Below are 13,246 nucleotides of genomic sequence, written 5' to 3' on the forward strand. Positions count from 1 at the left end.
TTGGCGGCGGCCTCAGGCCCCGCAGCACTTTTTGAACTTTTTCCCGCTGCCACAGCTGCACGCATCGTTCCGACCTGGCGTGGCTTCTTTGATGACCTGCGCCACACGCGGGCCGATGTTGCGCCAGATTTCGCGCAGGTCGTACACCGCCCACAGCGCTTCGCCGTAGGCGTTCAGGCGCTCTTCGCTGACGCTGGGTGGGCCGTCTTCGGACAAGGCCGACAAGGTGGGCACCGCATCATCGTCTTCGGTCAGGGCCACGATGGCCTCGAGTGACAGGTCGTACCACTTGGCCGCTTCCTTGTCCTTGGGGGTGGCCCATTCTTCGGGCCAGTTTTCCACCGCGAACATGAAACCCAGCGCCCACACCTGCGCAAAAGAGGGGATTTCGCTGTCTTCAATGTCTTCGCGCTCTTCGGGCGGCAAGGATGCAATCGCCCCGCGCACATCCATCACCTCGGGTGCATAGGCTTTGTCGTCGTCCAGTGCTTCCACGGGGGTGTCGAGCGCGAGTTTGATTTCGTCAAAACGGCGCTGCCACAAAGCCATGAACTGCTGGCGCTGGGCGTCGTCGGCAAAGCTGCCGCCATCCTCACCATCGTCCACACCCAGCAGCATGGGCAGCCATTCGGCATCAGGAATGGCGCGGCGGCAGCACACCAGCGCGGCCATGAAACCCTCACAAAATTCCCACTGCGGTGTTTCTTCAAAACGCTCGCGCAGTTCGTCCAGGATGTTGTCCAGGGTGTCAAAGTCTTCGGCTTCCAAGCCAGCGGTGGTGTTCATGGTGTGTTCCTGTGGTCAGGCGGGGATTGTAGTGACCGGGTTCAGCGCCACGCCGCAGCGCGCCAGGCGCTTTTTCATGCACAGCACTTGCGCGTCTTTGCTGTGCAGGGCGGCGGTGTGGGCGACGGCCAGGTCGATGAATTTTTGGTCATCGGCGTCATTGCAGGTGTATTCGGCTTTGGGGGCGTTGGGCTGCAGTTGTGCGTGGCGGTCAAAGTGGTCGAGCACGGCGCTGGCGGGCAGTTGGCGGTGCGTCAGGCGTTTGACGATTTGCGGGTAGGCCAGCACGCGGGCCAGCTCTTCGCGCATGGCGGCGGTGGCCAGCCATTGCGTGCTGCCGCTCTCCACGCTGGTGCGCAGGGCCTCGGCCTGAGGTTCGTCAAACACCCAGAGGTCGAGCACGATGTTGGTGTCCAGCACGCGGCGCACTGGGGTACTCACACTCATGCGGCAGGCGTTCCGGTATCCCCTGTTTTGTCTGCAGAGGCGTCTGTCGGTGTGCGCTTCAAGCTGCCTTTGACCATGTCAAAGCGGAACAAGCGGCATTCGATGGGGCCGTTCCACATGGGCACGCGGCGGGATTCTTTCAGGCGCATTTTGCTGGGCAGCTTCAGGTCGGGCGTGAGCATCCAGGCGCTCCAACCGCTGTAGTTCTTCTTCCAGTGGCTGGCCAGTTGGGCGAAGAAGTCGCCGCCGTCGTCGGTCTGGGCGGTTTCGCGGTGGTGGCTCTGCTCGGAGGCCCGTGCGTTTGCCAAGGCGCCTGGTTGGAAGTTGTCACGCCCACGCCCGGCCACACCCGCTGCGGCAATGCGCTCGCCATAGGGCGGGTTGAGCAGCATGACGCCGGGGGTCTCGCTGGGTGGCATGCGCTGCAGCGCGTCGCCCCCCCGCAACTCGATCACGCCCGACACGCCAGCCCGCTCGGCGTTGCGCTCGGCAAAGTCGACCATGCGGAAGGCCACATCGCTGCCAAAAACCGGCGCGGTGGGTTCGTGTTCCAGGTCGCGGGCTTCTTCAATCAGGCCTTGCCAAACGTGGTTCTGGAAGGGCAGCAATTTTTCGAAGCCAAAGCGGCGCTGCAAGCCGGGAGCGATGCCGCAGGCGATTTGCGCCGCTTCGATCGGAATCGTGCCGCTGCCGCAGCAGGGGTCGTACAGCGGGACCGTGGCGTCCCAACCGCTGGCGGCAATCATGGCGGCGGCCAATGTTTCTTTGAGGGGTGCGTCGCCCTTGTCGGTGCGCCAACCGCGTTTGAACAGGGGCTCGCCCGAGGTGTCGATGTACAGCGTGAGGGTTTCGGGCGTGACGTGGGCATAGATGCGCACGTCGGGCCAAGTGGTGTCCACGTTGGGGCGCTCGCCGCGCTTGGCGCGGAAACGGTCGGCCACCGCGTCCTTGATCTTGAGCGCGGCAAAGTTCAGGCTGGTCAGCGGGCTGTGCTGCGCGGTGATGTCGATCTTGAAGCTTTGTTTGGGGGTGAACCAGATTTCCCAGGCCACTTCGCTGGCGGCGTTGTACAGGTCGTTTTCGTGGCGGTAATCGGTCACCGACAACTGCACCAACACGCGCTGGGTGAGGCGGCTGTGCAGGTTGATGCGCATGGCGTCACGCCATGAGGCGCGTGCCATCACGCCGCCGCGGCCGGTCATCAGGTCGTGACCTGTGAGGCCGGTGATGGCGTGCACCTCGTCGGCCAAAAAGCCTTCAACGCCCGCGGCGCAGGGCATGAACAGGTTCAATGAATTCACTCAAATACTCTCAAAGGGTTTTGCGCAGGTTCGCAGGCGCGATCTTCAGGGCTTCGCGGTATTTGGCCACCGTGCGGCGTGCGCAGTCGATGCCTTGCTCTTTCAGCATCTCAGAAATCTGGTTGTCGGACAGGGGTTTGGCGGGTTTTTCGGCGGAGACAAACTGCTTGATGAGTGCCCGCACGGCGGTGCTCGATGCGGCGCTGCCGCTGTCGGTGCCCAGGCCCGAGCCAAAGAAGTATTTCAGCTCAAACGTGCCTTGTGGTGTGGCCATGTATTTGGCCGTGGTCACCCGGCTGATGGTGGACTCGTGCATGCCCAGCTCATCGGCGATCTCGCGCAGCACCAGTGGGCGCATGGCCAATTCGCCGTGTGTCAAAAAGTTTTTCTGTCGCTCCACGATGGCGGTGGACACGCGCAAGATGGTGTCAAAGCGCTGCTGGATGTTCTTGATGAACCAGCGTGCTTCTTGCAGGCGCTGCTGCAGGCCCGCATGGTTGTCACCCTTGCCTCCGCGCAAGGCGTTGGCATAGATGTCGTGCACGCGCAGTTTGGGCATCACATCGGGGTTGAGCTGGATGCGGAACTTGGGGCTGGCCGTCTTGCTGGTGTTCACCACCAACACGTCGGGGATGATGATGTTTTGCTCGGCATGGACAAAGGGGCGGCCGGGCTTGGGTTCAAGCCGGGCGATGAAGGGGATGGCGGCCTTGACCACGGCTTCGCTCAGGCCACAGGCCACCGCCAAACGTTTGTAGTCGCGCTTGGCCAGCATCTCCAGCGGTTGAGCGCAAATGGCCAATGCGGCTTGGGCGACTTCGCTTTGCGGGTCGTCTTGCAGCCAAGCCTTGACCTGGATGCGCAGACATTCTGTCAAGTCGCGTGCGCCCACGCCCACCGGTTCGAGTGATTGCAGCAAGCCCAGCGCCACGGTGAAACGGTGCACCAACTCGTCGATCTGCTCAAAGTCGTCGGTGCCGGCCAAACTGGCCGCCAGCTCGGGCAGCGTGTCGGTCAGGTAGCCATCGTCATTAAGCGACTCGATCAAAAAGCGAAGGGCGGCGCGGTCCACTTCAGACAGGCGAAGTGACAAAGCCTGGCGGTGCAAAAAGTCGGTCAGCGAGCCGCTGCTGCGGGCCAAGTCAATGGCGTCTGCAGTTTCTTCGCCGTTCTTTTGACGGGGTGTGGCATCGCCCCCCCATTCGCTGTCGTCGGGCCGCATGTCCACGCTGCCGTCACCGTCCCAGCTTTCGGCCACGTCGGTCACCACTTCGTCACGGGTTTCGCTGGCGCTGTCTTCGCTGCTGCTCGACGTGCTGGCGCTTTCGCTCACCCGGTCGCCCAAGCTCACGTAGCTGTCTGCTTGCTCCAGACCAAAGGCTTCGGCTGGGGCTTCTTCTTCAGCGCGTTCCAGAAAAGGGTTGTCGTCCAGCATCTGGTCGACTTCTTGCGACAGCTCCAACGTGGACAGTTGCAGCAGGCGGATCGATTGTTGCAACTGGGGCGTGAGCGCCAGGTGCTGGGACATGCGAAGCGACAGGCCGGGCTTCATGGCTGCACTTTCTTCGCGAGAACGGGCTGGGTGTGCATCACATTCTGAAGTGTTCGCCCAGATACACCCGACGCACATCGGCGTTGGCCACGATCTCGTCGGGCGTGCCTTCGGCCAAGACGCGACCTTCGCTGATGATGTAGGCGTGGTCGCAAATGCCCAGCGTTTCACGCACGTTGTGGTCGGTGATCAGCACGCCAATGCCGCGCTGCTTCAAGAAAGCGATGATGCGCTGGATCTCAATCACCGCGATCGGATCGATGCCCGCAAAGGGCTCGTCCAACAAAATGAAGCGGGGGTCGGTGGCCAAGGCGCGAGCAATCTCCACGCGGCGGCGCTCACCGCCTGACAAGGCCACTGAGGGCGAGTCGCGCAGGTGGTCCACCCGCAAATCGCCCAGCAATTCGCTCAGGCGTTTTTCGACATCGGCGTTGCTCAAGGTGCGGCCTTGCGCGTCGGTTTGCAATTCCAGAATGGCGCGCACGTTGTCGGCCACGGAGAGCTTGCGAAAAATAGAGGCTTCTTGCGGTAAATACGACAAGCCCATGCGCGAGCGCTTGTGGATGGGCATGCGCGTGACGTCTTCTCCGTCGATCAGGATCTGTCCACCATCGGCACGAACCAGGCCCACGATCATGTAGAACGAAGTGGTTTTGCCGGCGCCGTTGGGGCCGAGCAAGCCCACGACCTCGCCTTTGTCCACCTGCACCGACACGTCGTGCACCACCTTGCGGCTGCCATAGGCTTTTTGGAGGTGGTGCGCTTCCAGACGGCTTGGCTTGTCGGTCTGGCTCATGGCTTTTGGGTGGGCGCCACGCCCGGGCTGGTGCGCAATGCAGGGGCCATCACCGGGGTGTTGTCGGGTGTTTTGGCGCGCGGCACCAAGGTGGCACGCACCCGCCGTTCGGCAGACGGGCTGGGTTGGCCATCCACGGTGATCACTTCGGTGATGTTGTTGAAGACGATGGTGTGGCCTTGCAACTGGTTGGCCACTTCGGTGCCGCGCAGGATGCGCATATCGGCCCGGCGCAACAAGGTCACGACATCGGATTGGTTGTCGTAGATGACTTCTTCGGCTTCGCCTTCGGTGAATTCATTGAGACCTTCGCGCTTTTGCTTGAAAAAAACGCGCTCAGAGGGTGCAGCCCACAATTTGGCCACTTGGCGGCCTTGGCTGTCTTGTTGCACGTCCATGCGGGCTGCCCGCAAGATCAAGGTGCCCTTGGTGGCCACCACCTTGCCCGTGAATTGGGTCAACAGTTTTGCCTCGTCGTGCCGCATGCTGTCGGCTTCGATCTGCATGGGTTTGTCGCGATCGGCTTTTTCTGCCAAGCAGGGCCAAGCGAGCAGGCTGGCGCACAGCGCCAAAAAGGCCAGGATGGGACGGCTGGAAAGAGGATGGGCTTTAGGGGGCATGAATCTTGCTGTGCAACGCACCCATTGTAGGTGCAAGTTGCGCCCATTCAAGCCCAAAAGGCAGGCCATGATGCCTTTAAAAAGCAAAAAACCCGCCAACACAAGTGCTTGCGGGTGGGTGGGCATCGCGGCACGGTGCTGGGCCGCCGCCAACAGGGCCTCAGCGGCCCTGACGGGTTTGTGCGATCAGGGCTTCGGCCACCTTCAGGGCGCGGTCCATGTTGCCTGCCAAAGTGCCGTCGATGTAGTAACGGCCAGCCACGCCCAACGAAGGGACACCTTCAATTTTGAAATCATTTTGCAACTGCACGGCCCGCTTGGCTTTGGCGGCCACGCCGAATGACTTGTAGGTTTCGGCAAACTTGGCTTTGTCGATACCCTGTTTCTCGGCCCAAGCCAGCACGGTGGCTTCGCTGTTGAGCATGAGCTTTTCGCCGTGGATGGCGTTGAACACCCGGATGTGCATTTTTTCGACCAAGTTCATCGCTTCCAGCGTGTAGTAAAGGCGCTGCTGGGGCACAAAGTCTTCTCTGAAAGCCACGGGCACCCGGCGCACCACCACGTCTTTGGGGGCGTTTTTGGCCCATTGCTCAAATGCCGGCTCAAACACATTGCAGTGGGGGCAGCTGTACCAAAAGAACTCCAGCACTTCGATCTTGCCGGTGCCCGATTCGGTGGCGACCGGGCGCTCCAGGGTGATGTAGTCCTTGCCCGAACGGAAGGCTTGCTGTGCCCAAGCCGAGGTGCTGCCCAACCAAGCGGTCAAGGACAGCATGAGGGTGGAAAAAAGGCGACGTTTCATGGAGTGCTCCCTTAGATGACAAGAAGGCGGTCAGCGCTGAACGCGGACCAAGGTGTTTTCGATGCCGTTGGCTTCGAGTTGGGTGCGGATGCGTTCGGCGACACTTTTGTCACTGAACGGCCCCATGCGGACACGGTACACCACACGGCCCGCTTGGTCGCGTTCGGACACTTTGGCATCCAGACCCAGCATGGCCAGCTTGGCCTTTTGGGCGTCGGCGTCGGCACTGGTGCGAAAGGCGCCGGCTTGGACCAGGTAGTCAAACGGATCGGTCGAGTCAGGGGGTGTCACGGGTGTGCTCAGGCCCGATTTGGTTTTGGCCAAATCGCCCAGAGGATCGGCGGTCACTGCAGGCCGAGGCACGGGTTTGGCTGCGTCAGCCGCAGCGGCAGGGGTGTCCGCATTGGGTTGGCTGGCGCTGGGTGCCACTGGCGGCTCGGCGGGTGCCTTCGGTTGCAGCACGCTGTTGGGGTTCCAGTCTTTGTTCTTTTCGGTTTCCTGCACATCCTGCGCATTGGTGCGGGGCTGGTTTTTGTTCGAAAACGGTGTGGGTACCTTGGTCACATAAATGGCCACGCCCAAGGCCACGCCAAGACCCAACACCAGACCCAGGATGAAACCTAAAAAAGTGCCGCCATGTTGGGTTTTCAAAGTCATGACAAGTCCATTCACATTTTTTGCGGGGCGGACACGCCCAGCACCTTGAGGCCATTGCGCAGCACCTGCGCAGTGGCGGCCACCAGCGCCAGGCGCGCTTTTTTGACCGCTTCGTCGTCCACCAAAATGCGCTCGGCGTCGTAGTAGCTGTGGTACTGCGAGGCCAAGTCGCGCAAATAAAAGGTCACGTCGTGCGGCGCAAAGTCGGTGGCAGCCGATGTGAGCATGTCGGGGTACTTGGCCAAGGCCAACATGAGCGCTTGGGCCTGCGGGCTTTGCAGAGGCGACAGGTCGGCATGGGCCAGTGTGGCCACATCGCCCCCGTCTTTTTCTTTCCAAGCCGCCAACACCGAGCAAATCCGGGCATGGGCGTATTGCACGTAGTACACCGGGTTGTCGTTGTTTTGCGCCAGCGCCAAGTCGATGTCGAAGATGTACTCGGTGTCGGGTTTGCGCGAGAGCAAGAAAAAACGCACCGCGTCTTTGCTGGTCCAATCGATCAGGTCGCGCAGCGTGACGTAGCTGCCAGAACGCTTGGAAATCTTGACTTCAACGCCAGCACGCATCACGCGCACCATGGTGTGCAGCACGTAGTCGGGGTAGCCCTCGGGGATGCCCACATTGGCTGCTTGCAAGCCGGCCCGCACCCGGGCAATCGTGCCATGGTGGTCGGTGCCCTGGATGTTGACCACGCGTGAAAAGCCGCGCTCCCATTTGGTGATGTGGTAAGCCACATCGGGCACAAAGTAGGTGTAGGTGCCGTCGCCCTTGCGCATGACGCGGTCTTTGTCGTCGCCGTAATCGGTGGATTGCAGCCACAGCGCGCCATCTTTTTCGTAGGTCTTGCCCGCGTCTTTGAGCTTTTGCACCGCCGCATCGACCTTGCCGCTGGTGTACAGGCTGGACTCCAGATAGTAGTTGTCAAACCGAACGTCAAAGGCCTTCAGGTCGAGGTCTTGCTCGCGGCGCAAGTAAGCGACGGCGAACTCGCGCATGCCGTCCACGTCATTGACATCGCCGCTGGCCGTGCAGGTGCGGTCATCGGACTGTACGGTTTTGCCCGCCAGAAAATCGGCAGCGATGTCCTGGATGTAATCGCCGTTGTAGAACGCTTTGCTCTCGGGGTTGTCCGGGTCGGTGGGCCATGTGGCATCGCCGGGTTGGATGCCCTGGGCCCGCATGTGCGTGCTCTTGGCCAAGGTGCTGATCTGTACGCCCGCGTCGTTGTAATAGAACTCACGGTAAACCTGTTGGCCCTGCGTGGCGAGCAGGTTGCAAATGGCATCACCCAAAGCAGCTTGGCGGCCGTGACCCACATGCAGCGGGCCTGTGGGGTTGGCAGAGACAAATTCGACCAGCACCTTGTTGGGCTGGGCGGGTTGCTCGCCAAAGCATTCGGCCGCTTGCAGCACTTCGTGCACCACGGCCTGCTTGGCCGCGTCTTTCAGGCGGATGTTGATGAAACCGGGCCCTGCGATCTCGATGGCCTCGACCCAACGCTCAAAAGCAGGGGTGCCCAACAAAGCGGTGCGCAGGTTTTCGGACAGCTGCCTGGGGTTTTGCTTGAGGGCTTTGGCCAGTTGCATCGCGGCAGTGCAGGCCAGGTCGCCGTGGGCAGCCACTTTGGGCGATTCAAAGGCCGCACGCGCACCGGCGCCGGTTTGGAGTTTTTCAAGCTCGGCGGCCAAGGCCGCGAGCAAATGTTGTTTGGCTGAAAGCATGGGGTCGATTTTACGGGCTGCATCCAAAGCAACCCGGTGTCACCACGCACGGCCGTGCATGTGGGAGGTCAATCCCCTGGCGCTTGCCAAAAGCCAGGCTGGGCGTAATGGTGTTTGAGGTGGTCGATCCACAACCGCACCCGCAGGGGCAGGTGCTTGCGCTGGGGGAACACCACAAAAATGCCGTTGGGTGGCGCCGCAAAGTCTTCGAGCACTGCGACCAATAGGCCTGCGCGAATTTCGGCCTCCACTTCCCAGGTGCTGCGCCAAGCGATGCCATAGCCTGACAGGCACCAGTCGTGCAGCACTTGCCCGTCAGAGCAGTCGAGCGGGCCACCTGGGCGCAGGTGGACCACCTCGTGACCGCTTTCGGTCGGGTTGCGAAAGGCCCAGCCCCGGGTTTGCGACGCGTCACTCGACAAGGTCAAGCAATCGTGCTGCAGCAGGTCCGAGGGTTGCAAGGGCGTGCCACGCTTGGCCAAGTAAGCCGGCGTTGCCACGCACAAGCGGCGGTTGTCGGCCAGTCGCACGCTGACCAAAGACGAGTCAGGCAGATCGCCCACCCGCACGGCGCAGTCGAAACCTTCGGCGGCCAGGTCCACCACCCGGTCACTGAGGTTCAGTGAGATGGAGACATCTGGGTGCAGCTCGCGAAAGCGCGGCACCAGCGGGGCCACATGCCGGCGCCCAAATCCGGCCGGTGCGGTGATGCGCAAATGCCCACTGGCCTTGACGCCTCCGGCCGACACACTGGCTTCGGCATTGGCCACATCGGAGAGCAAGCGCTGACAATCTTCCAAAAACGCACTGCCTTCGTGGGTCAGGCTGATGCGGCGAGTGGTGCGCATCAACAGCTTGACGCCCAAGTTTTCTTCCAGCGCATCCAGCCGCCTGCCAATGATGGCTGGCGCCACACCCTCGGTCCTGGCCGCAGCCGTCAGGCTGCCTTTGGTGGCCACCGAGACAAAGGTTTCGAAAACTTTGAGTTTGTCCATGCGGCCCGATTATGCGGGTGTAAGGTTGCAATTCCTGTTGATTTCCGTCGATTGCCGCTGTCTTTGTGGGGGCTCACCCCGTGGCGATGGAATGGCATCAGCCCACCCAGGCATGGCCAAGAGGGGGGAACGCCTACAAAGGCGTGGGCCACCCTTTGGGCAATCCCGCTTCGGGGGTCATGCCATACAGCGGCTCGCCGGGCAGTCCGTATTTCAGGGGCTCGCGGGCGGCCATCAGTCGTTCCAAATCAACGCCGGTGTGCACGCCCATGGCTTCGAACATGAAGACCAAATCTTCGGTCACCACATTGCCCGAAGCGCCCGGGGCATAAGGGCAGCCGCCCAAGCCGCCAAGCGAGCTGTCGAAAGTGCGCACACCTGCCTCATAGGCGGCCAAGCAATTGGCCAGGCCAAGGCCCCGGGTGTTGTGCATGTGGGCCGCGCCCGTCAATGCGCCAATCTCGCTGAACAGCGCCTTGAACAAGCGCGTGACCTGCGCCGGGTTGCCCATGCCGGTGGTGTCCGAGAGGCCGATCTCGTCCACGCCCGCTTTTGCCAGTTGCAGTGCCAAACGCAGCACATCGGTTTCGGGCACCCAGCCTTGCAGGGTGCAGCCAAAGGCGGTCGACATGCCCACCTCAACCGGCACGCCCGGTGCCATCTCGTCGCGCAAGCGAAGAACCGCCCGCACTTCTTCGACCATGGCTTCGGGTGTTTTGCGCACATTGGCCAACGAATGTGCTGGGCTGGCCGACACGGGAAGGGTGAGCTTTTGCGCGCCAGCAGCCAGTGCCGCTTGGGCGCCACGCAAGTTGGGCACCAGGGCCATCACCCGCACACCGCTGTGGCGCAGCGCGTGCTGCACCACCTGGGCCGCATCGGCCATTTGCGGCAACAGATGGGCGGGTACAAACGAGGCGACTTCGATCTCTTGCAAGCCTGCCGCCGCCAGTGCGTCGATCCAGCGCAGTTTGTCCAGCGTGGGCATGGTGGCCTTGACCGATTGCAGCCCATCGCGTGGGCCGACTTCGCTGATCAAAACTTCGGCAGGCAAAACTGGGGTGTTGGCGCTGGTCATGGCTGAATTAAACCGCAGAGCGTCAAGCGTTGGCTGGGGCCCCGTGAGGGCCTGCATTTGTGTTTAAAAGTCATGGGTCTATGCAGTTTGGGCGAGTTTATCTGTGTCTAAATTTAGAATAGAGTCTTTTCCGAGAAGTGTCAGCCTGCCCATTGCACGACCAGCAGCGCGACCACGCCCCATTTTTTTGACTTGACCCCAGAGGTTTTCATGACTGCACGCACCGCGATTCACAACCTGCAAGTGGCCAACCCGCTGCTGAACTTCATCAACGACCAGATGCTGCCCGCCACCGGCGTGGACAAAGACAAGTTCTGGCAAGGCTTCAACGACATCGTGGCCGACTTGGCCCCGAAAAACATCGCCTTGCTGGCCGAGCGTGACCGCATCCAGACCGCCATGGACGCTTGGCACACCGCCAACCCCGGCCCAGTGGCCGACGGCAAAGCCATGAAGGCCTACCGCAAATACCTTGCGCAAATCGGCTACCTGGTACCCGAGCCCAAGAACGCCCAAGCCACCACCGCCAACGTGGACGCCGAGCTGGCCAAGCTGGCCGGCCCACAGTTGGTGGTGCCGATTCTGAACGCCCGCTACGCCCTGAACGCGGCCAACGCCCGTTGGGGTTCTGTGTACGACGCGCTGTATGGCACCGACGCCATTTCTGAGGCCGAAGGGTGTGAAAAAGGCACGGGCTACAACCCCAAGCGCGGCGCCAAAGTCATCGACTACTGCCGCAACGTCCTCGACCGCACCGCGCCGCTGAAGACCGGCTCGCATGTGGGCAGCAAGGGCTATGCTGTGAAAGCGGGCAAGCTCGTCGTGACCCTGGCCAACGGTAAAACTTCAAGCTTGGCAGACGCCAAGCAATTCGTGGGCTACACGGGCGACGCCAAGGCCCCGGCATCCGTCCTGTTCGTGCACAACGGCATTCACCTCGACCTGCAAATCAACAAGACCACCCCCATCGGCAAAACCGACCCGGCCGGCGTGTCCGACCTGATCGCTGAAAGCGCCTTGTCCACCATTCTTGACCTGGAAGACTCGGTGGCGGCTGTGGACGCTGAGGACAAAGTGTTGGCCTATGCCAACTGGCTGGGCATCTTGCAAGGCAGCCTGAGTGAAGCAGTGCACAAGGGCGGCAAGACCTTCACCCGCACCATGAACGGTGACCGCGAGTACACCAAACCCGCGGGCAAGGGCACCGTGAAACTGCACGGCCGCTCGCTCATGTTCGTGCGCAACGTGGGTCACCTGATGACCAACCCCGCTGTTCTTTACAAAGGCGCTGACGGCAAAAACCACGAAATCCCTGAAGGCATTCTGGACGCGATGATCACCGTGACCTGTGCTTTGGTCGACTTGCAGAAAAAGTCTTCGCACCCCCTGCGCAACAGCCGCACCGGCAGCGTCTACATCGTCAAGCCCAAGATGCACGGCCCCAAAGAAGTGGCCTTTGCCGACGAGCTGTTTGGCCGTGTCGAAAAAGTCATCGGCATGAAGCCTTCCACCGTGAAGCTGGGCATCATGGACGAAGAGCGCCGCACCAGCGCCAACCTCAAAGCCTGTATCGCCGCCGCCAAGAGCCGCGTGGCCTTCATCAACACCGGCTTTTTGGACCGCACGGGCGACGAAATGCACACCTGCATGTTGGCCGGCCCTGTCATGCGCAAGGGCGACATCAAGAACAGCACCTGGTTGGGTGCGTACGAGAAGAACAACGTCAACGTGGGCCTGGCTTGCGGCCTGCGCGGTCGCGCCCAGATCGGCAAAGGCATGTGGGCCATGCCCGACCTGATGGCCGACATGCTGAAAGCCAAGATCGGCCACCCCATGGCCGGTGCCAACACCGCTTGGGTGCCCAGCCCCACCGCTGCCACGCTGCACGCCATGCACTACCACCAGGTGGACGTGCCTGCGCTGCAAAAGCAGATGGAAAAAGCCGTGGCCAAGCAAGACGCCAAAGAGCTGCGCGAAACCACCCTCAACGCCTTGCTGCAGTTCCCCGTGGTCGCCAAAGACGCGGCCAACTGGTCGGCCGAAGACAAACAAAAAGAACTCGACAACAACGCCCAGGGCATCTTGGGTTATGTGGTGCGCTGGGTGGACCAAGGTGTGGGCTGCTCCAAAGTGCCCGACATCAACGGTGTGGGCCTGATGGAAGACCGTGCCACCTTGCGCATCAGCAGCCAGCACATGGCCAACTGGATGCAGCACGGCGTGGTGACCGAAAAGCAAGTCAAGCAAACCATGCAGCGCATGGCCGCCGTGGTGGACGCACAAAACGCGGGCGACGCGGCCTACCAACCGATGGCGGGTAACTTTGCCAAGTCGGCGGCTTACAAAGCGGCTTGCGATCTGGTCTTCAAAGGCAAAGCGCAGCCCAGTGGCTACACCGAGCCGCTGTTGCACGCTTGGCGCCTGAAGGTCAAGGCGGCCTGAAAGCGCCGAGATCGGACACGGTCCGGTGCTTGAAAAAAAACGGCTCCCT

General features: G+C 61.6%; 12 protein-coding genes. 1 reads left to right on the forward strand and 11 read right to left on the reverse strand.

The genetic code is table 11. The features are described 5' to 3' along the window. Positions 1 to 12: 12 nt before the first annotated feature. The 11 genes from B472_RS12710 to B472_RS12760 form a co-directional block, all read right to left on the reverse strand. Positions 13 to 786 carry a YecA family protein gene (locus B472_RS12710; protein ID WP_019427196.1) on the reverse strand — a complete coding sequence of 258 codons (774 nt, stop codon included), beginning with the start codon at positions 784 to 786 and terminating at the stop codon, positions 13 to 15. Between the two features lie 15 nt (positions 787 to 801). After that, on the reverse strand, positions 802 to 1,233 hold the full coding sequence (locus tag B472_RS12715) for a putative toxin-antitoxin system toxin component, PIN family (RefSeq protein ID WP_019427197.1): 432 nt from the start codon (positions 1,231 to 1,233) through the stop codon (positions 802 to 804). Continuing rightward, positions 1,230 to 2,534: a class I SAM-dependent RNA methyltransferase gene (locus B472_RS12720; protein ID WP_050995459.1), complete on the reverse strand. Its 1,305-nt coding sequence runs from the start codon at positions 2,532 to 2,534 to the stop codon at positions 1,230 to 1,232. The genes B472_RS12715 and B472_RS12720 overlap by 4 nt, the downstream gene beginning before the upstream one ends. 10 nt (positions 2,535 to 2,544) lie before the next feature. Beyond that, positions 2,545 to 4,086 carry an RNA polymerase factor sigma-54 gene (locus tag B472_RS12725; protein ID WP_019427199.1) on the reverse strand — a complete coding sequence of 514 codons (1,542 nt, stop codon included), beginning with the start codon at positions 4,084 to 4,086 and terminating at the stop codon, positions 2,545 to 2,547. A gap of 37 nt (positions 4,087 to 4,123) precedes the next feature. Next, positions 4,124 to 4,882, reverse strand: coding sequence for an LPS export ABC transporter ATP-binding protein (gene lptB / locus B472_RS12730; RefSeq protein ID WP_019427200.1), 759 nt, complete (start codon positions 4,880 to 4,882; stop codon positions 4,124 to 4,126). Beyond that, positions 4,879 to 5,502 carry a lipopolysaccharide transport periplasmic protein LptA gene (gene lptA / locus B472_RS12735; protein ID WP_040505974.1) on the reverse strand — a complete coding sequence of 208 codons (624 nt, stop codon included), beginning with the start codon at positions 5,500 to 5,502 and terminating at the stop codon, positions 4,879 to 4,881. The genes lptB and lptA overlap by 4 nt, the downstream gene beginning before the upstream one ends. 160 nt (positions 5,503 to 5,662) lie before the next feature. Then, a complete protein-coding gene (locus B472_RS12740; protein ID WP_019427202.1) occupies positions 5,663 to 6,304 on the reverse strand; it encodes a thiol:disulfide interchange protein DsbA/DsbL in 642 nt (213 codons plus the stop codon). A 30-nt stretch (positions 6,305 to 6,334) separates the two neighbouring features. Further along, the gene (locus B472_RS12745; protein WP_019427203.1) at positions 6,335 to 6,961 is read right to left on the reverse strand and encodes an SPOR domain-containing protein; all 627 of its coding nucleotides are present in this window, start codon (positions 6,959 to 6,961) and stop codon (positions 6,335 to 6,337) included. 11 nt (positions 6,962 to 6,972) lie between these two features. Then, a complete protein-coding gene (argS, locus tag B472_RS12750; protein ID WP_019427204.1) occupies positions 6,973 to 8,682 on the reverse strand; it encodes an arginine--tRNA ligase in 1,710 nt (569 codons plus the stop codon). A 68-nt stretch (positions 8,683 to 8,750) separates the two neighbouring features. Continuing rightward, positions 8,751 to 9,677, reverse strand: a complete 927-nt coding sequence (locus B472_RS12755) for a LysR family transcriptional regulator (RefSeq protein WP_019427205.1) — start codon at positions 9,675 to 9,677, stop codon at positions 8,751 to 8,753. A 133-nt stretch (positions 9,678 to 9,810) separates the two neighbouring features. Then, positions 9,811 to 10,755: a hydroxymethylglutaryl-CoA lyase gene (locus B472_RS12760; protein ID WP_019427206.1), complete on the reverse strand. Its 945-nt coding sequence runs from the start codon at positions 10,753 to 10,755 to the stop codon at positions 9,811 to 9,813. Positions 10,756 to 10,965: 210 nt separating this feature from the next. On the opposite strand from B472_RS12760, the gene B472_RS12765 reads away from it, so the two are divergent. Beyond that, the gene (locus tag B472_RS12765; RefSeq protein ID WP_019427207.1) at positions 10,966 to 13,197 is read left to right on the forward strand and encodes a malate synthase G; all 2,232 of its coding nucleotides are present in this window, start codon (positions 10,966 to 10,968) and stop codon (positions 13,195 to 13,197) included. The last annotated feature ends 49 nt before the right edge of the window (positions 13,198 to 13,246 follow it).

Source organism: Limnohabitans sp. Rim28 (assembly GCF_000293865.2).
GTDB lineage: Bacteria > Pseudomonadota > Gammaproteobacteria > Burkholderiales > Burkholderiaceae_C > Limnohabitans_A.

Bases quoted from the DNA above. Each gene is read 5' to 3' on its own strand.
- lptA (WP_040505974.1), bottom strand. From the start codon at position 5,502: ATGCCCCCTAAAGCCCATCCTCTTTCCAGCCGTCCCATCCTGGCCTTT.
- B472_RS12765 (WP_019427207.1), top strand. From the start codon at position 10,966: ATGACTGCACGCACCGCGATTCACAACCTGCAAGTGGCCAACCCGCTG.
- argS (WP_019427204.1), bottom strand. From the start codon at position 8,682: ATGCTTTCAGCCAAACAACATTTGCTCGCGGCCTTGGCCGCCGAGCTT.
- B472_RS12745 (WP_019427203.1), bottom strand. From the start codon at position 6,961: ATGACTTTGAAAACCCAACATGGCGGCACTTTTTTAGGTTTCATCCTG.
- B472_RS12755 (WP_019427205.1), bottom strand. From the start codon at position 9,677: ATGGACAAACTCAAAGTTTTCGAAACCTTTGTCTCGGTGGCCACCAAA.
- B472_RS12740 (WP_019427202.1), bottom strand. From the start codon at position 6,304: ATGAAACGTCGCCTTTTTTCCACCCTCATGCTGTCCTTGACCGCTTGG.
- B472_RS12760 (WP_019427206.1), bottom strand. From the start codon at position 10,755: ATGACCAGCGCCAACACCCCAGTTTTGCCTGCCGAAGTTTTGATCAGC.
- B472_RS12710 (WP_019427196.1), bottom strand. From the start codon at position 786: ATGAACACCACCGCTGGCTTGGAAGCCGAAGACTTTGACACCCTGGAC.
- lptB (WP_019427200.1), bottom strand. From the start codon at position 4,882: ATGAGCCAGACCGACAAGCCAAGCCGTCTGGAAGCGCACCACCTCCAA.
- B472_RS12715 (WP_019427197.1), bottom strand. From the start codon at position 1,233: ATGAGTGTGAGTACCCCAGTGCGCCGCGTGCTGGACACCAACATCGTG.
- B472_RS12725 (WP_019427199.1), bottom strand. From the start codon at position 4,086: ATGAAGCCCGGCCTGTCGCTTCGCATGTCCCAGCACCTGGCGCTCACG.